Origin of the sequence: Paenibacillus spiritus, assembly GCF_008710135.1 — a bacterium.
In the GTDB taxonomy this organism is placed as follows: Bacteria; Bacillota; Bacilli; order Paenibacillales; family Paenibacillaceae; genus Paenibacillus_AQ; species Paenibacillus_AQ glufosinatiresistens.
In genome coordinates this window covers 1-21,136 of sequence record NZ_VYKK01000029.1, presented here as the reverse complement: position 1 = coordinate 21,136, position 21,136 = coordinate 1, and the positions used below count along the sequence as shown (strand labels likewise).

20 protein-coding genes are annotated in these 21,136 nt (G+C 57.7%); 16 read left to right on the top strand and 4 right to left on the bottom strand.

The features are described 5' to 3' along the window. Positions 1-4 precede the first annotated feature (4 nt). Genes F4V43_RS17505 through galE form a run of 8 tightly spaced genes read left to right on the top strand, consistent with a single transcriptional unit; the run spans position 5 to position 9,531 of the window. The gene (locus tag F4V43_RS17505) at positions 5-1,024 is read left to right on the top strand and encodes a glycosyltransferase (RefSeq protein WP_191089635.1); all 1,020 of its coding nucleotides are present in this window, start codon (positions 5-7) and stop codon (positions 1,022-1,024) included. Between the two features lie 17 nt (positions 1,025-1,041). Next, positions 1,042-2,199, top strand: a complete 1,158-nt coding sequence (locus tag F4V43_RS17500) for a polysaccharide pyruvyl transferase family protein (RefSeq protein WP_150459555.1) — start codon at positions 1,042-1,044, stop codon at positions 2,197-2,199. 7 nt (positions 2,200-2,206) lie between these two features. Then, entirely contained in the window at positions 2,207-3,421 is a 1,215-nt protein-coding gene (locus F4V43_RS17495) for a glycosyltransferase (RefSeq protein ID WP_150459554.1), read from the top strand. 6 nt (positions 3,422-3,427) lie between these two features. Then, entirely contained in the window at positions 3,428-4,636 is a 1,209-nt protein-coding gene (locus tag F4V43_RS17490) for a glycosyltransferase (protein WP_150459553.1), read from the top strand. Positions 4,637-4,660: 24 nt separating this feature from the next. Beyond that, positions 4,661-5,848 (top strand): glycoside hydrolase family 88 protein, encoded by a 1,188-nt coding sequence (locus F4V43_RS17485; protein WP_150459552.1) that lies wholly within the window; start codon positions 4,661-4,663, stop codon positions 5,846-5,848. 13 nt (positions 5,849-5,861) lie between these two features. Then, positions 5,862-6,914 (top strand): hypothetical protein, encoded by a 1,053-nt coding sequence (locus tag F4V43_RS17480; RefSeq protein ID WP_150459551.1) that lies wholly within the window; start codon positions 5,862-5,864, stop codon positions 6,912-6,914. A 26-nt stretch (positions 6,915-6,940) separates the two neighbouring features. Continuing rightward, positions 6,941-8,488, top strand: coding sequence for a lipopolysaccharide biosynthesis protein (locus F4V43_RS17475; protein ID WP_150459550.1), 1,548 nt, complete (start codon positions 6,941-6,943; stop codon positions 8,486-8,488). A 5-nt stretch (positions 8,489-8,493) separates the two neighbouring features. After that, entirely contained in the window at positions 8,494-9,531 is a 1,038-nt protein-coding gene (gene galE, locus F4V43_RS17470; protein ID WP_150459549.1) for a UDP-glucose 4-epimerase GalE, read from the top strand. Positions 9,532-9,727: 196 nt separating this feature from the next. On the opposite strand, the gene F4V43_RS17465 is transcribed toward galE, so the two are convergent. Genes F4V43_RS17465 through F4V43_RS17455 form a run of 3 tightly spaced genes read right to left on the bottom strand, consistent with a single transcriptional unit; the run spans position 9,728 to position 10,827 of the window. Further along, on the bottom strand, positions 9,728-10,057 hold the full coding sequence (locus F4V43_RS17465; RefSeq protein WP_150459548.1) for a helix-turn-helix domain-containing protein: 330 nt from the start codon (positions 10,055-10,057) through the stop codon (positions 9,728-9,730). Between the two features lie 15 nt (positions 10,058-10,072). Beyond that, the gene (locus F4V43_RS17460; RefSeq protein WP_150459547.1) at positions 10,073-10,531 is read right to left on the bottom strand and encodes a lasso peptide biosynthesis B2 protein; all 459 of its coding nucleotides are present in this window, start codon (positions 10,529-10,531) and stop codon (positions 10,073-10,075) included. Beyond that, positions 10,528-10,827: a lasso peptide biosynthesis PqqD family chaperone gene (locus tag F4V43_RS17455; RefSeq protein WP_150459546.1), complete on the bottom strand. Its 300-nt coding sequence runs from the start codon at positions 10,825-10,827 to the stop codon at positions 10,528-10,530. The genes F4V43_RS17460 and F4V43_RS17455 overlap by 4 nt, the downstream gene beginning before the upstream one ends. Positions 10,828-11,152: 325 nt before the next feature. Between F4V43_RS17455 and htpG the strand changes: the two genes are divergently transcribed. The 8 genes from htpG (at position 11,153) to F4V43_RS17415 (ending at position 20,583) form a co-directional block, all read left to right on the top strand. Continuing rightward, the gene (gene htpG, locus F4V43_RS17450) at positions 11,153-13,033 is read left to right on the top strand and encodes a molecular chaperone HtpG (RefSeq protein WP_150459545.1); all 1,881 of its coding nucleotides are present in this window, start codon (positions 11,153-11,155) and stop codon (positions 13,031-13,033) included. 361 nt (positions 13,034-13,394) lie between these two features. Then, positions 13,395-13,859: a HEAT repeat domain-containing protein gene (locus F4V43_RS17445; RefSeq protein ID WP_150459588.1), complete on the top strand. Its 465-nt coding sequence runs from the start codon at positions 13,395-13,397 to the stop codon at positions 13,857-13,859. Positions 13,860-14,033: 174 nt separating this feature from the next. Further along, complete coding sequence (locus F4V43_RS17440; protein ID WP_150459544.1) at positions 14,034-15,350, top strand: diguanylate cyclase; 1,317 nt, start codon at positions 14,034-14,036, stop codon at positions 15,348-15,350. Continuing rightward, positions 15,350-16,633 carry an extracellular solute-binding protein gene (locus F4V43_RS17435; protein ID WP_150459543.1) on the top strand — a complete coding sequence of 428 codons (1,284 nt, stop codon included), beginning with the start codon at positions 15,350-15,352 and terminating at the stop codon, positions 16,631-16,633. The genes F4V43_RS17440 and F4V43_RS17435 overlap by 1 nt, the downstream gene beginning before the upstream one ends. 12 nt (positions 16,634-16,645) lie before the next feature. Further along, a complete protein-coding gene (locus F4V43_RS17430) occupies positions 16,646-17,389 on the top strand; it encodes a hypothetical protein (RefSeq protein WP_150459542.1) in 744 nt (247 codons plus the stop codon). A 192-nt stretch (positions 17,390-17,581) separates the two neighbouring features. After that, positions 17,582-18,715, top strand: coding sequence for an alanine dehydrogenase (ald, locus tag F4V43_RS17425; RefSeq protein ID WP_150459541.1), 1,134 nt, complete (start codon positions 17,582-17,584; stop codon positions 18,713-18,715). Positions 18,716-18,838: 123 nt separating this feature from the next. Then, positions 18,839-20,092 carry a PucR family transcriptional regulator gene (locus F4V43_RS17420; protein WP_150459540.1) on the top strand — a complete coding sequence of 418 codons (1,254 nt, stop codon included), beginning with the start codon at positions 18,839-18,841 and terminating at the stop codon, positions 20,090-20,092. 23 nt (positions 20,093-20,115) lie between these two features. Then, positions 20,116-20,583, top strand: a complete 468-nt coding sequence (locus F4V43_RS17415) for a DUF523 domain-containing protein (RefSeq protein WP_150459539.1) — start codon at positions 20,116-20,118, stop codon at positions 20,581-20,583. 65 nt (positions 20,584-20,648) lie between these two features. On the opposite strand, the gene F4V43_RS17410 is transcribed toward F4V43_RS17415, so the two are convergent. Next, positions 20,649-20,780, bottom strand: coding sequence for a DUF4023 domain-containing protein (locus F4V43_RS17410; protein ID WP_150459538.1), 132 nt, complete (start codon positions 20,778-20,780; stop codon positions 20,649-20,651). Positions 20,781-21,136: the final 356 nt, after the last annotated feature.

Sequence of the window (21,136 nt, the reverse complement as noted above, 5' to 3'; positions counted from 1 at the left end):
TGCCGTGAGTGTAGTTGTTCCCGTCTACAATGCGGCCTCCCGGTTGAGCGCGTGTGTGGAATCGCTGCTTGGGCAGACGCTTGGGGAATGCGAGTTTATCTTCGTCAATGACGGTTCCTCCGACGGGAGCGGAAGCATCCTGGACGCTTATCAATCAAGGGACCCGCGGGTCCGGGTTATCCATCAGGAGAACCGCGGGGTCAGCGAAGCGCGCAATGCCGGAATTCAGGCGTGCTCCGGCTTCTATATCGGATTTGTGGATGCGGACGATACCGTGGAAGCGGATATGTTCGAGCAGCTGTACCGGACGGCTGCCGCCGAGTCCTGCGATGTCGTGATCTGCAACTACGAGAGCGAGACGGGGGCCCACAAGCAGATCACCCGGTATCCGTTTCCTTCCGGCCGGGTGCTTCTCCGGGAAGAGCTGGACCGGGAGATTCTGCCCTATTACATAAGCGATGAAGACTGCAATTCCGTATGCAACAAGCTGTTTCTCCGGTCGATGATCGAGAAGCATTCACTCCGGTTTCCGCAAGGAGTGGATTTGGGCGAGGACGGGATATTCAATGTACGGTTTCTTCTGAAAGCCGAACGCGCCTTCTATCTCGATTATACCGGCTATCATTATTTGGACAATCCGGGAAGCGCCACCCGGAATATCGCGGGCAAGGACTATTTCCGCAAGGCGCTGGAGCGGTTCGAGGCGCCTCTGCCGGAAGGCTTCGAGGCCCGGGTGGGCGGAACGGATATCCGCCGGCTCCGCTCGGTCCGGTTCATCCGGACGGCGGCGTCCCTGGTTCACATGTATATGGAGCCGGCCCGGGACATGAGCCTCCGTCGCCGGATGGCCTACTTGAGAAAGATGCTGAATCATCCCGGGCTGCGCACGGCTTTTCCCGATTACTACAAGGAAGAATATCCGTCGCTTGACACCTATCAGCGGGCCGTTATCGACGCCATGAGCCGAAGAAGACTGGGACGCCTGTATCTGCTAACCGCTTACAGCCGCATCCGAAACCGTTAGAAGGGGGAAACAACCAAGTGAAGATTATGATGTTCGCTCATAATGGCAGCGAGAACCGGGGCTGCGAGGCGATTGTAAGATCCTCCGCCAGCCTGATCAAAGAGAGAATCAGCGGAGCCAAGATTTACCTGGCCTCCGAGAAGCCGGAGAGCGATGCGGGAATTCCCGCGCTGGACGGCATTTATGACGGCTCCAAGCGGCCGCTGACGAAGCCTTCGTTCGATTGGCTCGTCTCTTCGGTCCTGTTCAAGCTGTTCAAGGACGAATCCTACGGACTGGGACGCATCGAGCGCAACCTGATCCGCCGCATTCCCGATACGGACGTGTGCCTCTCGATCGGCGGCGACAATTACTGCTACGGGGAACAGCCGGGCTGGTATGAAGTGGACCGCCGGATCAAGCGTCAAGGCAAGAAGCTTGTGCTGTGGGGCTGTTCCATCGGCGAGGAAGATATGTCCGAACGGAAGCTGGAGGACCTGCGGCAGTTCGACCTGATTTTGGCCCGGGAGACGCTGACCTACGACATGCTGCGGGGCCAAGGACTGAACAATGTCCGGCTGTGCGCGGACCCGGCGTTCACCATGACCAAGGAGGAGCTTCCGCTTCCCGAAGGATGGCAGGAGGGGAACACCGTAGGGCTCAACTTCAGCCCGCTGGTCAGCGGCCGCAACCGGCGGTCGGGTGAGGCGGTTCATGCGCTGATCCGCCATATCCTGGACAAGACGGACATGACGATTGCGCTTACGCCCCATGTCATGGTGGAAGGCAACAACGACTATGAGCTGCTGAAGAGCTTCCATGAGCAGTACCGGGATACCGGCCGGGTCCTCCTGCTGCCGGGCAATCTTACCGCCGTGCAGTACAAGGGCTATATCGCCCGGATGCGGTTTTTTGTAGGCGCCCGGACCCACGCCACCATCGCCGCCTATTCGAACTTTGTGCCGACGCTTGTTCTGGGCTACAGCGTCAAGTCCAAGGGAATTGCCAAGGATCTGTTCGGGGAAGAGAAGCTCGTTCTCGGCATTGACCAGATTTCGGACGGGGATGTGCTGATCTCCAAATTCAGCGAGATGATGCAGGAAGAAGGCGAAATCCGCAAGACGCTCATGCTGGCCATTCCGCGCATTCAGGAGCTTTCTTATAAGGCGGCGGACTATTTAAGGGAACTGGCATGAGGCGGCTATGAAGACCAAACTTCTTTTTGTCATCCCCAGTCTGACTTCCGGAGGCGGAGAACGCAGTCTGATCAATTTGCTCAGCCAGATTGATTACGGCGTCTATGACGTCGATCTGTTCCTGATCAATCCCCGAGGTCTGTTCATGGAATTCATCCCTCCCGAGGTGCGGGTGCTGCCCCGGCCGAAGTCCCTGGAACGCTATATGCGGCATCTGCCGCGGGCGGTTGCCGGTCTTGCAGCCAGAGGGCGCTTCGGCCTCGCTCTTCGCCGGATTCTCTTCAGCCTGGCGAACCGGGCAGCGGGCAATGATTCGGTTAAAGAGCAGCGGGCCTGGCGGCATCTGGCTCCCGCTTTTCCGGAACTGGCCGGCTCCTACGACGCTGCCGTCGGGTTTCTGGAGAAGACTTCGATTTATTACTGTGTGGAGAAGGTGAAGGCCCGGGTCAAAGTCGGCTGGATTCACAACGACTATGACGAGCTCGGAATGGACCCGGAGCTGGACCGGCCGTATTTCGAACGCCTTCAGCATTTGGTGACCGTGTCCGAGGAGTGCGCGAGCAAGCTGGAGCAGCGTTTTCCCGAGAAGAGCGGCCGGATTCATATCCTTTATAATATCGTCTCTCCCCGGGCGATCCGGCGGCTGGCCGGCCAGCCGCTGCCGGACGCGGACGTCACCGGGTTCCAGGGCAGGCAGGGGGAAGCGGTGCGTCTCCTCTCCATCGGACGTCTGCATCCGCAGAAAGCGTTCGAGCTTGCCATTGAGGCGTGCCGGCTGCTGCGGGACCGGGGCTACGAGATTCACTGGGACGTTATCGGCGAGGGCGAGGAGCGGAACGCGCTGACCGCGCAGATCGAGGCCTGCGGGCTGCAGGACCGCTTTCGGCTGCTCGGACTGCGCTCCAATCCCTATCCGTACATTCAGGCTGCGGATATCTATGTGCAGACTTCGCGGTTTGAGGGCAAGTCCATTGCGATTGACGAGGCCAAAATCTTGAACAAGCCGATTGTCGTGACCGATTTCAGCACCGCCGTCGATCAGATTGCGAACGAGACGGACGGTCTTATTGTCGGCATGAACCCGGAAGCGATTGCCGCCGGCATCGCCCGGCTGATCGACGATCCTGCCTTGCGCGAACGCCTCTCGGCGAACCTGGCCGGGCAAGACCTGGGAACCGAGAACGAAATCTACAAGTTCTATAATCTGCTGGCATCGAGGTGACAGGAAATGCCCCGAAAAACAAAGCTGCTGTTCGTGCTGAACAGCCTGGTCTGCGGCGGTGCGGAGAAATCGCTGATTTCTCTCCTGCAGGTGCTGGATGAATCCAAGTACGAGGTCGACCTTCTGCTGCTTCGGCACCAGGGCATCTTCATGGATCAGATTCCGCCCTATGTGCGGCTTTTGAAGGAACCGAGGAATTACCAGCTGTTCGATATGCCAATCCGAAGCGCCCTGCGGCGCTGTGTGAGTCAAGGCCGGCCCGGTCTTGCGCTGGCCCGTGTACAGGCGGGACGGCTGTTCCGCCGAGAGGGCAATCCCGGAGTCCGGGAGCAGCGTCTCTGGACGTATGCGGGACAGGCGCTGGAGAAGCTGCCGGGAGAGTACGATGCGGCCATCGGATTCATGGAGAACGCCCCGCTCTACTATGTCATCGAGAAGACCAAGGCGGCGCGCAAGATCGGGTTCATTCACAACGACTATGATCATCTGGGCGGCGATCCGGCATTCGACGAGCCGTATTTCGAGCGGCTGGATGCGCTGGTTACCGTCTCGGACAAATGCGGAGACATCCTTCGGGAGCGGTTCCCGAAGCTGAGCGGGAAGGTACGGGTGATTCACAACGTGGTATCGCCTGCCCTGATCCGAACCTTGTCGGAGGAAGCGGCCGATTGGGGCGGCACGGGACAGCGGGAGATCAAGCTGCTGACGATCGGAAGGCTGACCCGGCAAAAAGGGCTCGACTACGCGCTTGCGGCATGCCGTCTGCTGATAGAGCGCTATCCCGGACTGTGCTGGTACGTTGCCGGGGAAGGCGAAGAGCGGGCCGCGCTGGAGGCCGAGATTGCCGGCAGCGGGCTTCAGAAGCACTTCATCCTGCTCGGGCTTCGCGCCAATCCGTATCCCTATATGCGCGAGGCGGATATCTATGTACAGCCCTCGCGGTTCGAAGGCAAGTCGATCGCGATCGACGAGGCCAAGATTCTGGGCAAGCCGATTGTCGTCACCGACTTTCCGACGGCGGCCGATCAGATTCGGGACGGCGTGAACGGCCGTATCGTAGCGATGAATGCCGCGGCGCTGGCCGAAGGCATCGTCGAATTGCTGGAATACCCGGAGCGGGCCCGCCGCTTCCGTGAACATCTCGGCTCGGAAGAGCTCGGGACCGAGTCGGAGATTCAGAAGCTGATGCAATTAATTGAAGCCCATACGGCTTAACCCGGAGAAAGGAAGAGCTTCTTCATGGCTGTTCAGATTGTGCTCGCTGTTTTGCTGCTGTGCCTTCTTGCAGTTCTGGCTGTGGATGGCATTCCCCTTGCCCTCAAGTGGCTCTCCCGCATTCATATTGGCCGTTATCCGGACCGCGGGATCTGGAACCGACAGATTGTGGCCGTTGGCAGACAATGGCTGCGGCGCACCCCTTCCATACCGGTAACGGACCAGACCCGTCTCATTGCGCTTGATATGCTGCGGGGCCGTTATTCCAAAGCCTCGATTCAGCACTGGCAGGAAGCGGCGCTAATTCTGGGATTGATCGAGCAGATGGAGAACGTTCCGTCGGCCGAGGACGCCCTGGCCGTCGAAACCCGATTGGCGGCATACTTCCGCCCGGATGGAGGCTGGAGGGAAGCGCCGAAGCTTGTGGACGGGGCCATTCTGGCTTATGCGCTGATGAAGGCTCCGTCCTTTGATGCCGGTAAGTACCGGCAGGCGATGGATGGGGTCTGGGAAATGATTCAGAATCATCTGGGAGAAGACGGGACCGTCAAATACCGCAATGGCATGCCGGACTATCGGTATGTGGATACCATCGGCTTCATCTGCCCGTTCCTGGTCCGTTACGGCCTGCTGTACGGCAGGCCGGAATGTCTGGAGCTGGCCGTCCGCCAGATTACAGAGTTTGAACGCCGCGGCATGCTCGCGGACAGTCCCGTTCCCTTCCACGCCTATTCGGTCAAGGAAGGGCATCTGCTCGGGCTCCAGGGCTGGGGGCGAGGGATCGCCTGGTATGCCATCGGCCTGATGGATGCCTGGAAGGAGCTCCCCGGGGATCATCCGGGCAAGGAACGGCTGCAGCAGGCGATTCTGCATGTGGTTCCGGCTGTTCTCAAGCTTCAGGGAAGCGGAGGACAGTGGAACTGGAGCGCCACCCGGCCGGAAGCAAGAGCCGACTCGTCGGCCACGGCCGTGCTCAGCTGGTTCCTGCTGGAAGCGTCGGCAATCGACAGCATCGCCGCCGAATGCAGGGCCGCGGCTGAAGCGGCCGCAGGGTATCTTATGAAGGTGACCCGGCGCAGCGGGGTGGTCGATTTTTCACAAGGGGATACCAAAGATATTGGCGTCTACTCCGTTCTGTTCGAACGCCTCCCGTTCACCCAGGGCTTCAGCATTCGCCTCTCGGCCCGGCTGGCCCGGCGGACTTCATCGTAGAAAGAAGGACATTATGCTCTCCTATGTTTTATGGACTCTCCCGATTGACGCGGTGTGCCTGCTCGCAGTCTTCTTTCAAATGAGACGGATCGGCAAGCCGATCGAGACGTACAGATGGTCCATTCAAGTACACCGGGCGGACGCGCCGCTGGCCTCATCCGCCCGCCTTTCCATCCGCAGAGACCCGTCTCTGCGTCCGGAGGATGTAACCGACGTTTATGCAGAGACGGTGGCCGACCCCTTTTTACTGGTGGATGACAACCTGACTTATCTCTTCTTCGAAGTCTACAATGTCGTTACGGAGAAGGGAGAGATCGGCTTGGCCCGCAGCCGGGACGGAGAGGACTGGACATATGACCGGATCGCGCTCGCCGAGCCGTTCCATCTTTCTTATCCGCAGGTCTTCAAAAGCGGGTCCGCGTATTACATGATACCGGAGTCCGTCGCCGACCATCGGGTGCTTTTATACAGAGCCCGGAATTTCCCCTATGATTGGGAAGTGGAGAAGGTGCTGCTGGAAGGCGATTACGTGGATTCTTCCCTCTTTCAGTATGGAGGGCGCTGGTGGATGTTCAGCGGGTCGCATCAGGGAACGCATCTGTTCTTGGCGGATTCTCTGGACGGAGAGTGGAAGGAGCACCCCCAGAGTCCCATTCTCCGGGACACCATGAACAACGCCCGGCCGGCAGGGAGAGTTCTGGTTCATGAAGGCCGGATCTACCGGTATGCCCAGCACGGAGAGCCGTATTACGGGCATTCGGCGTACCGGTTCCGGATTACCGAGCTGACGGAGCAGAGTTACCGGGAAGAAGCGGGCGAACTTGTTCTGGAAGGCGGAGCAGCGCCGTGGAACCGGGCCGGCATGCATCATCTGGACCAGCAGCAGCTGGATTCCGGGGAGTGGCTGATCGCTGCCGACGGACACTCCATCAGGGTGACGCCGTATCTGAAGTGGCGTATCCGCCGACTCCGGCTTCGTCTCTATGTCAGATGGGGCGGACGTCCGTCAAGACGCCGCGCCATACGCCCCCGTTCCGGCGGGATGGGCAGCCGTGCCGGCAAGTGATGATTTGAAATGAGGCGGGAATCAAGATGAGAGTCAGAAATTCGATGATCAATATCATAACGGGGATTGGCAACCAGCTGGTGATTACGCTCTTGAGCTTTATCTCCAGAACCGTCTTCATCAACAGCCTCGGGATTGAATACCTGGGCGTCAACGGCCTCTTTACGAACATTCTGACCATGCTGACGCTGTCGGAAGCCGGAATCGGAGCGAGCATCATGTACAGCCTGTACAAGCCCGTAGCGGACAATGACCGGGACAAAATCAAGCGGCTGATGCGGCTCTACCGCAACGCCTATATGGTGATTGCGCTGGTCGTTACGCTTCTCGGTTTGTCGATCCTGCCGTTTCTGGGTACCATCGTCAAAGACTCCGGCGTGGAGCATCTGCATGCCATCTATCTGATCTTTCTGCTGAATACCGTTGCCCCTTACTTCTTCTCCTACAAGAACGCCTACCTGAGCGTGAACCAGAAGAATTACATTGTCACCGCGGCGTTCTCGGTCAATTCCATTCTCTCTACCGGCCTCAAGATCGGTATTCTGTATTTCACCTCCAACTATATTCTGTTCCTGATCGTGGACAGCTTCATGACCATTGTCACTTCTGCGGTGCTGAACCGGATTGCGAACCGGAAATACCCCTATCTCAAAGAGAAGGCCGACGGCCCCCTGGACCCCGAGACCAAGGGGGGGATCATCCGCAACGTCAAGGCGATCATTTTGCAGAATATCGGAGGCTTTCTTGTCCTGGAGACAGAGAGCATTATCATCTCTACTTTTGTCAGCATAGCGGCGGTCGGGTTATACTCGAATTACAAGATGCTGATCGATATTGCCCGCACCCTGATCAATCAGGTCTTTCAGAACCTGTATCACAGCGTCGGCAATTTGGTCTCCAGCGAATCCAGGGAGAAGGTATACCGCATCTACCGGGTCATGTGGATGGTCAATTTCTGGCTCTACTCGCTGCTGTCGATCGTTCTCTTCGTGGTTGTCGGCCCCTTTATCAGCGCCTGGATCGGCGACCGCTATCTCCTGCCGACCTATGTGCTGGGCCTGCTGCTGCTGCTGTTCATGGAACGCGGCATGCGCAACTCCGTCAGCACGGTCAAGACCACGGCGGGCATCTTTCACGAAGACCGGTTCGTTCCGCTCGGACAGGCGGCAGTCGGGCTGACCATCTCGATTGTCCTGGTGCAGCGGATCGGGATTGCGGGCGTCTTCACCGGGTCGCTGATCGGCGCGCTGGCCATGCCGTTCTGGACGACGCCTTATCTGGTGTATACCAGAGTGTTCCATCTGCCGGTTATCCGGTATTTCCGCAGCTATCTAGCCTACCTGGGCATCGGCGGGGCCGCGCTGGCAGCCGCCTGGTTCGGAACGCAGTGGCTGCCGGTCGGCGGATTTGCCGGCGTTGCACTCAAGGGCGCGTTGTCGTTTGTCATGGTCAATTTGATCTATGGCTTGTGCTTCTGCAAGACAGAGGAATTCGCTTACCTGGTTCAGATCGCCAGAGGAATGTGGAACCGGATAGGCGGAAGATGGAGACCGTTACCTAACAGGGAGGCGTAGCTAACATGGCAATCTTGATTACGGGCGGAGCCGGATACATCGGCAGCCACACGGCAGTGCAGCTGCTTGAAGCCGGATATGAAATTGTGATAGTGGATAATTTCTCGAACAGTCATCCGGAGGCGGTGCGCCGGATCGGGGAAATCGCCGGGAGAGCGTTTGCGTTCTACGAAATGGACCTGCTGGACCGGGAGCGTCTGGAGGAGGTCTTCTCCAATCATTCGATCGAGGCAGTGATTCACTTCGCCGGACTGAAGGCGGTGGGCGAATCGGTTCGGCTGCCGCTGCTCTACTACCGGACCAACCTCCTCAGCACGGTTACGCTCTGCGAAGTTATGGCGCAGTACGGCGTCTTCCGCCTGGTCTTCAGCTCTTCGGCCACGGTGTACGGCAATCCGAGCCGGGTGCCGATTACCGAAGAGGCCGAGCTCGGCGCGACCAATCCGTACGGACGGACCAAGCTGATGATCGAAGAGATTCTGCGCGACCTTTATATCTCCGACCCGCGCTGGTCCATTTCCCTGCTTCGCTACTTCAATCCGATCGGCTCCCACAAGAGCGGGCGGATCGGGGAAGACCCGAACGGAATTCCCAACAATCTCATGCCTTACATCTCCCAGGTGGCGGTCGGGAAGCTGGAGAGAGTCTCGGTCTTCGGCAGTGACTACGATACGCCGGACGGAACGGGGGTGCGGGATTACATTCATGTGATGGACTTGGCCGACGGTCATCTGAAGGCGCTGGAGCGTCTGAGTGACCGCACGGGAGTAGAGGCCTACAATCTCGGAACGGGGCAGGGGTACAGCGTGCTGGAGATGATTGCCGCATTTGAAGCGGCTACCGGCACTTCCATTCCCTATGCCATCGGCGAGCGCCGGCCCGGCGATATTGCGGCCTGTTACGCCGATCCCGCCAAGGCAGCAAGCGAGCTGAACTGGCAGGCCCGGCGGAGCGTCTATGAAATGTGCGAGGACACCTGGCGCTGGCAAAAGAACAACCCGAACGGCTACCGCGGCAGCGGGAGCGCTGCGGTCCGGGGATAGCAAGGAGCGAGGCGGCAGGAGAGCGCCTTCTCGATTCAAGCGCCTCCCGGTTCAGGGACCCCAAGTCCCGCATGCCCCGCATGCCCCGCGAAACTCCAAGACCAACAAGGCGCCTCCCGGCATTTGCCGGAGGCGCCTTGTTGGTCTCGAAGCGGTGCTTGCCAGAAGCGGAAGCGGCGGAACAGGAGCCCGCGGGCTACCCTCTTCTCAGCTTCCACTTGTTGTATTCCAGAAACTCCCGGAACTGAACCTTGCTGATGCCGGATATCATCGCTTCATGCACCAGATCCGTCCACTCATGGTCCATATCATGGCTCTTGTCGAAGGAGCGCTCCGATTGAAGGAACTCCTCGGCCGAGATTCCAAGCACGCCCCCGACTTTCTCCAGGAATTGAATGGAAGGGTTCTGCTGGATGCCGCGTTCGATAGAACTGAGATAGGACTTGGCAACTCCCGCTTTCTCGGACAGTTCCGTCAGGGAGTAATTCTTCTTCTTGCGAAGCTGCTGAATTCGTTCACCGATCATCGCTGACCTCCTACCTTATGATTTAGCCGTATGGGCATACTTGTCCACGGTAACGAACCGGTCCATGACCTCGGCTCCCGATACATAATAAGGACCGCTGCGCAGCCAGGCATGCGCGATCAGCCGTCCCTGCTCGTCCTTGCCCGTGCCCAAATACAGAGTGCTGGCAATCCCCCGGCGGGCAAGCATCTTCATGCAGGCAATGGCCCGAACCAGGCATTTGCTCTCCCAGGGAGTATAGCGGCCCGTGACCAGCACGGCCTTGGCAATTTCGCGTACGACAGGGATCTGTTCGGGAGCGAGGGAAGCGTCGGATTCCATCCAGCGTTCTCCGAGCGAGGGCGCCACCTTGGCGAATTTGAACAGAATCAGCACCCGGGCCAAGGCAAGTCTGACAAAAGCCTCGGCGTACAGGAGCTGAAGCCTCGGTCCAAGGCGGAGCAGCGCCAGAAGCCGGCGAGCCGCGCGTCTCATTGGGGGCCGTCGATCCGGATCAGACCTTCGCTCAGCAGATGCTGAAGGAAGGGCATGACGTCCTGCTCGCAGATTTCGGCATCGATTTCATAGATCTCCTGAAGGGAGACAATCAGGGCCTGAACCGTTCGGGGGGATTCAATCAGACTCCAGATATCCCCGCCGACTTGGCCGAGATTGTAGTATTTGCCCTGCTCCAGATTAAACATTACCTTCTCTCCGTCCATATCGCTGACGACATTGCCTTCGCACTGTACGACAACGGTTTCGGGAGATAGCGCCGTATTTTTGCTCATCCGAATATTCTCCTTAGATTATCAGTTTCAGATGTTCTTATGAAAGAACAGGACCGCTACCAGGAAGAAATATGCAACGGACACGTCAGGAAACACGTTCTTAATAAAGAACATTGGTTCTGTCCTAAAATTACACTTCTTTCGGTTCATTGTCAACCTACTTAAGAGGGTAACGAGGGGGTAGGGGAGGAGTAGAGTGCCCATATTTTAGCGGATTTGACCTGAATGGATAGATATGATATATAAAAAAGTAGAAAAGGTTAGCACTCTTGATAATCGAGTGCTAACAGCAGTCATTTTATTGCAGAAAGGGAGAGCCCATTTCATGGCCAAAAAGCAATTCCAAGCCGAATCGAAGCGCCTGCTGGAGATGATGATCAACTCCATCTATACGCAGCGCGAGATCTTCCTGCGCGAACTGATCTCCAACGCCAGCGATGCCATCGACAAGATCTACTACAAGGCGCTGACCGACGAGTCGCTCGTCTTCAACAAGGATGATTACTTCATTAAGATTTCCGCCGACAAGGACAACCGCATCCTGACGATTACCGATACGGGAATCGGCATGACGCAGGAGGAACTGGAGAACAACCTCGGCGTCATCGCCAAGAGCGGCTCGCTGGCGTTCAAGAGCGAGAACGAGGCCAAGGACGGGCACAACATCATCGGCCAGTTCGGTGTCGGCTTCTACTCCGCCTTCATGGTCGCCGACCATGTGGCGGTAACCAGCCGCGCGCTGGGATCGTCCGAAGCGTTCCGCTGGGAATCCGACGGAGCGGACGGCTATACGATTGAACCGGCGGAGAAGGATGCGACCGGAACCGAAATCGTCCTCAAGATCAAGGCCAATACGGAAGACGACAATTACGACGAGTTCCTGGAGGAATACCGCCTCAAATCCATCGTCAAGAAATACTCCGACTTCATTCGTTATCCGATCAAGATGGACGTGACTCGCAGCGCCTTGAAAGAAGGCACGGAAGACGAGTACGAGCAGAAGACCGAAGAGCAGACGGTCAACAGCATGGTGCCGATCTGGCGGAAGAACAAGAGCGAACTGACCGATGCCGACTACGAGAACTTCTATCAGGAGAAGCGCTACGGATTCGACAAGCCGCTGAAGCACGTCCATATCAGCGCAGACGGCGCGGTGGTCTATAATGCCATCCTGTTCATCCCGGAGAGCACGCCGTTTGATTACTACACCAAGGAATATGAGAAGGGTCTGGAGCTCTACTCCAACGGGGTTCTCATCATGAGCAAGTGCGGCGACCTGCTGCCCGATTATTTCAGCTTCGTGAAGGGCATGGTCGATTCCGAGGATCTGTCGCTCAACATTTCGCGCGAAATGCTGCAACATGACCGCCAGCTCAGCCTGATTGCGAAGAATATCAAGAACAAGATCAAGAGCGCTCTCCAGAGCTTGCTGAAGGACGAACGCGACAAGTATGAACAGTTCTATAAGGCGTTCGGCCGGCAGCTCAAGTTCGGCGTCTATAACGACTACGGCATGAACAAGGATGTGCTGCAGGATCTCCTGCTGTTCCATTCTTCCAAGGAGAACAAGCTGGTCACCCTGGACGAGTACGTCTCCCGCATGCCGGAAGACCAGAAATACATTTATTACGCCTCCGGCGAATCCATCGAACGGGTTGAGAAGCTGCCGCAGACGGAGCTGGTAGCGGACAAGGGCTATGAAATCCTGTACTTCACCGACGACATCGACGAGTTCGCGATCAAGATGCTGATGAGCTACAAGGAGAAGGAGTTCCGTTCGGTATCGAGCAGCGACTTGGGCCTGGAAGCGGAAGACGGCGGCAAGGCGGGCGAAGAGAGCGGCGGCGAGAACCAGGAGCTTTTCGAAGAGATGAAGAGCATCCTGGGCGGCAAAGTGAAGAACGTCAAAGCGTCCAAACGCCTTAAATCGTATCCGGTCTGCCTCTCCACGGAAGGAGAGCTGACGATCGAGATGGAGAAGACGCTGCGCGCCATGCCCAACAGCGGCGACATTCAGGCCGAGAAGGTGCTGGAGATCAATGTGGGCCACGAGGTGTTCCAGTCGCTGAAGGAAGCGAGCGGCAAGGACAAGGAGAAGCTGGCGCTCTACACCAAGCTGCTGTATAACCAGGCGCTGCTGATCGAAGGCCTGCCGGTAAGCGATCCGGTTGAATTTACGAACGATATTTGCAAAATCATGGTCTGACGCCTTCCGTCAGACCCGGTTTCATCGAGACGGCGCGGTGCCCGCACAACGGGTCCCGCGCCGTTTTGCCGTCCCGGCACTTCCGCTCCGCTGAAGCGCCGCTCTCTGATTCTTCGCTCTTCTCGATTGTCTGGGCCGTCCCGTACGGACCTGACGAAGTGGAAGGGATGCGGGACCGGTGCCGGGTGGCGTTAGAGGATTATGAGGGTTTTACCCGGACCGTTCCGCGCTGGTGGGAAGAATCTTGAGTCCGGTGGGGGCCTGGGTTACAATGGAATAGCGATACTGCGTTGATGAGCCGGTCCACCGGCCTGTCCAGACTGACGATAGAAGGGGACTAACCGTTTTGAATAAGGAAGAAATGAACCTGCAACATCCCAATGAAGAAGAGAACGCCTCCGCGGCAAGCGACGGGCTTCCGGCCCACTATGCCGAACTGAAGAAGGCTGCCGGACGGTCCGCCGACTGGAGAGCCCGCCTCGCCGCAGTTGAAGAGCTTGGACATTACCCGCACCGTCAGGTAACCGATATTCTCAAGCGTCTGCTGGAGAACGACCCTGTCTACACCGTACAGGAAGCTGCCTACCGTCAGTTGAAGACGTTCGGCGAGCAGGTCTCTCCTCCTTCCAAGAACCGGCCCGAGCCGTTCCGGGGCGTAAGCAAAATTGCGCTCCGGATCAAGAAGAGCCTTCCGCGTGAGCATACGTATGAGGAATTCCGGGACAAATTCCGCAAGATGCGGATTGACGTGTACGACGCTTTCGAAGGGGAGAAAGGCGAAGCCTTTGACGAATGGCTGCGCGGTGTTTGGTCCAACGCCAAGTAACAGGACTGTAGCAGGGGTTTATCTGATGTACGAGCTTTCCGCATGAGTCGGAAGGCTCGTTTTCTTATGTCGAATCTCGTACGTTTATGTAGGATTTGCGGTATACTGCCGATATAGGAATTAAGACAAGCCCTCAGTTCGGGCTTCACACTGAAGTTGGCGGAGGAACAGCCCATGCGGTTATCCATCAGATTGAAACTATACATGAGTTTTGCTATCATTATCGCGCTGTTTCTGACGACTACGGTCGTGTCCAACCTTTTGACTAACCGGATTGTCCGGCTGACCGACAGCATCCTGCAGTCGGAGGTGAGACTGGAGGTCGTTCAGCGCATCAATCTGTTCGCCCGAACCGTCAACGACAACGGGGCGCACTACATGCTTGCTCCGATGAGCAGCGAACGGGATTTTGAATCCCGGTTCAAAGCCAGCGTGTCTTACCTGGAAGACGAGATCGACAAGCTCGACAAGCTGACCCAGGATGAGCGGAGCCGGGAGCAGATCGAAGATTTCCGCCGGAAATGGTCGGCTTATCTGAAGGTCAAATGGAACATTATCGACCAGAAGGAGCAGGGACAAGTCGGAGCGGCTCAGGTACAATATACACGGAACAGCTTTGACCCGGTCGCCTTTGCGCTCCATGCCTTCTCCAAGGAAGAGCAGGAACGAATCGACGGCTACCGGAGCACCATTGAACGCAGCGTCCGGCTGAACCGCACGCTGACGTACTCGGCGGCTTCAGCGGCTATTGTGCTGTCCCTGGTCGTCGCGTTCGTCCTGTCGAACTGGATGGTCCGCCGGATCGACCGGCTGAAGTCCTCCGCCCAGACTGTAGCGAGGGGAAATCTTGATGTGCCGCCGCTGCATTTTCAAGGTAAAGACGAGCTGCGCGATCTTGCGGAAGCCTTCAACACCATGACCGGCTCGCTGCGATCGGTGGTTGATTCCAACCAGCTTCTGCAGCAGCTGTCCGAACGGGACGGATTGACCGGAATCGCCAACCGGCGCCGGTATGACAGCGGATTGGCCCAGGAGTGGGAACGGCTGGTTCGGGAGGGGGGAGAACTTTCATTGGTGCTGTGCGACATTGACTACTTCAAAAGGTTTAATGATTATTACGGCCACCAGGAAGGCGACCGTTGTCTTCGTCTTGTAGCGGGCGTTATCCAGGAAGCCGCACATGACAGGGGGGCACTGGCTGCGCGGTATGGCGGCGAGGAGTTTGTCGTGCTCATGCCGGATTCTTCGCTGGATGACGCGCTTGGCATGGCGGAGCGCATTCGGGAAGGCATTGACGCGCTTCGCCTGCCGCATCGCGCCTCCAGAGTCGGAGAGACGGTGACCCTGAGCCTCGGCGTAGCCCATGCCGTTCCCTCTTCCGGAGAACCGCCCGAAGAGCTGCTGAAACGGGCGGACGGAGCTCTGTACGAAGCCAAGGAGGCCGGCCGTAACCGCATCGGAGTGTCCGGGACGGAGAGGAGCAATCCGTGATGCGCACAGACCTGCTCACTCGGTTCGGCCGCCTTGTCGCTCCGCTGCTCAAGCCGGCGGCAGCCTGCTTGGCGCTGCTCCTCTTGCTGTCCTGTTCGGGCACGCAGGGCGGGGACGAGCCCGTATTCCTGACCTTCTGGACGACATCGGACGACGAAGAGACGGCTTTTCTTCGGGAGAAGATCGACCTCTTCCAGAAAGAACATCCGAATATCAGAGTGACACTGTTCAAGCGTCCGTTCCCTGCCGCGACCAATGAATTCAAGACCGCCATTCTGGGCGATCAAGCCGTCGATATCTTCCGGGCCGACAACACCTGGATTCCCGGCTACGCCAGTCTGGACATCGTCTATCCACTGGATTCGCTGATCACTTCCTCCGAGCGCTCCGGTTTTCTGGGTTCCGCGCTGCAGGCAGCGATGTATCAGGGCAAGCTCTACGGACTGCCGTCTGTGGTTGAAGTGCCCGCTCTGCTCTACAACAAACGCCTTCTGGCCGAAGCCGGCTACGAACAGCCGCCGAAGACCATGGAAGAGCTCAAGAAAGCCGCTGCGGCGGCCACAAAAGACGGGCACTACGGGTTGTATGTATCCGAGGACTCCTATTTTGCCCTCCCTTATCTGTGGGCGTTCGGCGGCGGCATGATCGGAACGAGAGGCGAGATATCCATCGATTCGGCTCCTTCCAGACAAGGCCTGTCCTTTATGGGGGAGCTGATGCGGGTGGGCGTAACCCAGCCGTATTCCGACTTCAACAACGGCTACAACACCATGATCGACGACTTCAAAAAGGGCAAATCCGCCATGATCATCACCGGTCCCTGGGCTGTCGGAGATGTGCTGAAGGGCCGCGAGTTCGCCGGAGCGGCCGACAGCCTGGGCGTTGCCCCCATCCCTTCGGGCCCGGGAGGCCAAGGATCGCCGGTGGGCGGACAGACGCTGGTCATCAACCGCTACACCCAGCATCCGCGGGAGAGCTATGAACTGATCTCGTATTTAACGAGCGCAGAGATTCAGGCGGAGCAGAGCCGGCGGCTGCGTACCTTGCCGACCCAGGCGGCAGCCTATCTGGACGAGGAACTGTCTGAAGATGACATTGTACAGGGCTTTCGCCTGCAGATGGACACCGCCCGCGCGCTTCCGGCCATTCCGGAAGTATCGGATCTTTTTCTGGACTTCACATCGAACCTGAACGTCATGCTTCTGGGGAGACTGAGCGTGGAAGAAGGGACAGACCGGATTGCGAATGACTGGCGGTCTCTGCTGCAAATTCCATCAGAATGAAGAGGGGGCGTCATGAGAAGAAGAATACGGAACTCCGGCAAAATCTTGCTGACGCTTGTCCTGCTCACCTTGCTGGCCGGCTGTGTCCAGTCCGGCGGGGAGATGACGGTGCACCGGGACGGAAGCATCGACATGAAACTGAGCGTTGTCATGGACGACCGGACCCGCTCCCTGCTGGGAAGCAGGGGAGAGGCGGCTATCGACGAACTGCTGGCCGAGGGAGGACCGCCTTTTGTCAAGAATGAAGAAGACGGCCGGTTGGGTTACAACCTAAGCCGCTCCTACGATTCCTTTACGGATTTCCGCAACGCGGTCCGGGAACAAATGAACTCCGCCGTCTTTGCCGACGCCGGGGATTGGGTAGACGTCTCCGTACAGAAGAAGAACCGCTGGTTCTATTCGGTCTATTCGGTCCGGATTGCCGTGAAGCCGGAGGCTTACATGGATCGGGCGGAAGCGAAGCTGGACAGTCTGGGAAGAACGGGGGCGATGGCCAAGCTGCTGCTGCGCCGGTTTGTGTTTGATTTCAGGCTGAACCTGCCTTTTGATCTGGCAGGGGCCAATAATGCGGATGAGGACCGGGGACGAAGCCTGGTCTGGCATATTCGTCCCGTTGACCCGCAGCCGGTGGAGATGGAGATCCGGGTGCCGAACCCGGCTCGGATAGCAGGAGCGGCAGGTGCCGTACTGCTTCTTGGAGCGGGAGGCGTTGTCTGGCTATGGCGTAAGCGCAGGAAATCACGTAAGAACAAATGAATGCGTAAGAACAAATGAATGCGCAAGAATAAGCGACTGTGTAATTATAGGTGACACGTAATTCGTTGAAGTTCCTCTTTGTGATTCAACACAAGCATGTCAGCTCCGGTTTTCTGTTTTTCACAATCCTTTTCAGTCGGTATGACGTTATAATTATTGACATGAAGGGCCAGAGGAGAGGAGAGATTGGACATGATTATCGGAATTCCCAAAGAGATCAAGAACAATGAGAATCGGGTGGCCATTACCCCTGCAGGCGTTGTGAGTCTGGTTAAAGAAGGACATCGCGTGCTGGTAGAGGCCGGCGCCGGCCTGGGCAGCGGTTTTCGCGATGAAGAATATGAACAGGCGGGAGCAGCGCTTGTCCGGGATGCGGCGGAGGTCTGGAGCGCGGCTGAAATGATTATGAAGGTCAAGGAGCCGCTTGAGAAAGAATATGCCTATTTCCGACCGGGACTGCTCTTGTTCACCTATCTTCACCTGGCGCCCGAGCCGGCACTGGCGGCCGCTCTTCAGCAGAAAGGCGTAGCTGCGGTTGCCTACGAGACGGTTACCGACGGCCGCTCCCTGCCGCTTCTGACTCCAATGAGCGAAGTGGCGGGCCGAATGGCCGTTCAGCTCGGCGCCCAATTCCTCCAGCGCAATCATGGCGGACAGGGCATTCTCCTCTCGGGAGTGCCGGGAGTCAGCCGCGGCAAAGTGAGCATAATCGGCGGCGGAGTCGTAGGAACGAATGCCGCCAAACTGGCTGTCGGCTTGGGGGCTGACGTTACCATTGTCGATGTCAGCGCCGATCGTCTCCGGCAGCTTGACGATATCTTCGGTACGCAGATTCATACGCTGATGTCGAATCCGTTCAATATTGCCCGTGCCGTTGCCGAAGCGGATCTGCTGATCGGAGCGGTCCTGATTCCGGGTGCAAAAGCGCCTAAGCTGGTCACCGAAGAGATGGTGCGGTCTATGAAGTCCGGTTCGGTTATAGTCGACGTCGCTATCGACCAGGGCGGCATCGTCGAAACCATCGACCGGGTCACTACCCACGATCATCCGGTCTTCGAGAAGCACGGAGTCCTGCATTACTCGGTAGCCAACATGCCGGGGGCCGTTCCGAAGACATCGACACTGGCGTTGACGAATGTTACCGTGCCGTATGCGCTGCAGATTGCGAACAAAGGTCTTGCGGCGGCTCTGCGGGAGAATTCGGGTCTAAGGGACGGTCTCAACATTGCAGGCGGGGCCGTGACCTGCGAGGCGGTCGCCAAAGCGCTCGGCCAGCCTTATGTGCTGGCGGAAGAGGCGCTCTCCCGCACCTTTGTGGCCCGATAGACACATCGAGGAATAGGAGATGGGACAGCCGGTGCGCCGGTTGTCCTTTTTTTGCTTCCGTGGAGAATCCCGCCTGCGTTCCATAGTATAATAGACCTCAAACCTGATCAGGAGTTGGCGACCATGGAACATTCCTTTGACCGTTCGTTTGACAGCCTGGAATCGCTGGCCGATGCGCTTGGCGATAGTCTCCAGGCCCAGGTAACGATAGAGGACGAGAACCACCATGTCATCGGCTACAGCTCCCATCGCTTCGAGAGTGACCCGGCCCGGATTTCTACCATTATCGGCAAAAAAGTCCCCTCCGCCGTCATCGCAGGACTCCGGCAGCAAGGGATTCTGCAGGCGCTTGAGAACGCCGCCGGCCCGCTTCGCATACCGGCCCTCCCCGAAGTCGGCCTTGGCCCGAGGCTGGCCGTTTGCCTCAAGCACCGCGGAGAAGTGCTGGGTTATATCTGGGTGGTGGATACCGGCGATTTGAGGCTTGGCCTGGCTGAAGCAATTGTGGAGCAGGCCGCCAGGAGCGCAGGGCGGTACCTACTGAAGCAGCGCGGATGGAAGGCCAGGCAGGAGAAGACCCAAGAGGACTTTTTCTGGAAGCTGCTGACCTCGTATTACGAGACCGAATCCTCCATCGCCCGGGATGCCGAAGCCCTCTCCATCCTGCTCCCCGGAGCTTACCATATCGGCGTGTTTGAGTGCGGCCGAAGAGTCGACGAGAATGTCCAGCTTCGCTTTCGGCAGGCCTTTGCGGCGGAGAACAAAATCCGCCTGCTCTTTCAGACCTGCGAGCACGAGCGGATCATCGCGCTCTTCTCATTCGCCGGCTGGCGGGGAGGTCCCTTGGGACGGGCCGAACTGCTTCGCCAGCTTGTCGAGCGGGCCGGCGGCGAAGGCGGCGGCCGTTCCGCGGGTTGCAGCATGGAGACTCGGGAATACCGTCAGGCGGGGGCGGCTTACCGGGAAGCGAAGGCCGTGCTTGAGCTGCGGCGCCTTTTTCCCTACCACGCTCGCAGCCTGCTGCTCTACGAGGATGCCGGCTTTCTCCGGCATCTCCCGGATATTATGGAGATCAAGCGGGCGGGCACGCGGCCGAGCCCGTTTTTGCAGCCGCTGCTGGACCATGATGAAGAGCATAAAAGCGAACTGCTGCGGACGCTTGCCGTGTATCTCTCGCTCGATAGTCATCTGAAGGAGTCGGCAGCCTATTTGCATATACACACGAACACTTTGATGTACCGATTGAACCGGATTGCCGAAATCGCCGGCGTTTCGCTCAAGAACGCCCACTACCGGACATCGGTATATATTGACCTGCTGACGGAGCAGACGGAGCGGGTGAACATGTGGCTGGCTGCGCACCCGGATCTGGGGTAATCATATAGAAGGAGACAACGCGGATGTGGATGATAAGTGCTTGTCTGGCCGGAGAGGAATGCCGCTATGACGGCAGACATGGACGCATCGATACGATAGCTCGGTTGGTGCGGGAAGGAAAGGCGATTCAGGTCTGTCCGGAAGTGCTGGGCGGATTATCGACGCCGCGAGAGCCTGCCGAGATTATAGGCGGGACCGGTGAGGATGTGCTGGCGGGACGCGCCCGGGTAATGAACCGTGCGGGCGAGGATGTGACAGAGGCTTTTATTCAAGGTGCGAAGCAGGCGCTGGGGCAAGCCCGGCGAATGGGGATCACCAAAACGCTTCTCAAGCAGAACAGTCCTTCATGCGGCAGTAAACAGATTTATGACGGACAGTTCGCCGGCGTACGGGTTCCGGGAGAGGGCGTCACAGTTGCTCTTCTGCGTCAAGCGGGAATTGAAGTCTACTCCGAAGACGAATGGATTGAGGTCATAGGCGGAGAAGACTGAAGAGGAAAGGGAGACCCGAACGCACCTGCTCGGAGTCTTCCCTGGAATAGAGGCGGACACGCAGCCTACTTATTGGTGCTGTGCTGTTTATTCGGGAGCCGGTTGCCGGGACTTCCTTTCCCCTGATGTTCCTGATTTTTACGCTCTTTGTTCTGCTGCTCGTGCAGCTTGTCAACGAACTCGCGAGTGTTATCCATAAGATCTCCTCCTGTCTGAATCAAAGGCTGGATTTAAGGTTCCCGGGAGAAACGGAAGTCATGCGAAGTTTATTTTAAAAAATGCTTGCATGAGAAATGGATGTATGGTATATTCTAATTCCGGCCAAGAAATACAGGCTGTCGAGTGGTACAAGCTCGATAAAGAGATTGAAAAATAAAGCTTGCATCTTCAAACCGGACATGCTATACTATAAGAGTTGCTGGCGAGTTATTAACCAGCAACGCCGAGTTTGATCTTTGAAAACTGAACAACGAGTGAGTATTAATCGAGAGTAACATCTCGTCAGATTCATCTTATGAGCAAGTCAAACGAACTTGTTCGTCCGAAAGGGTAT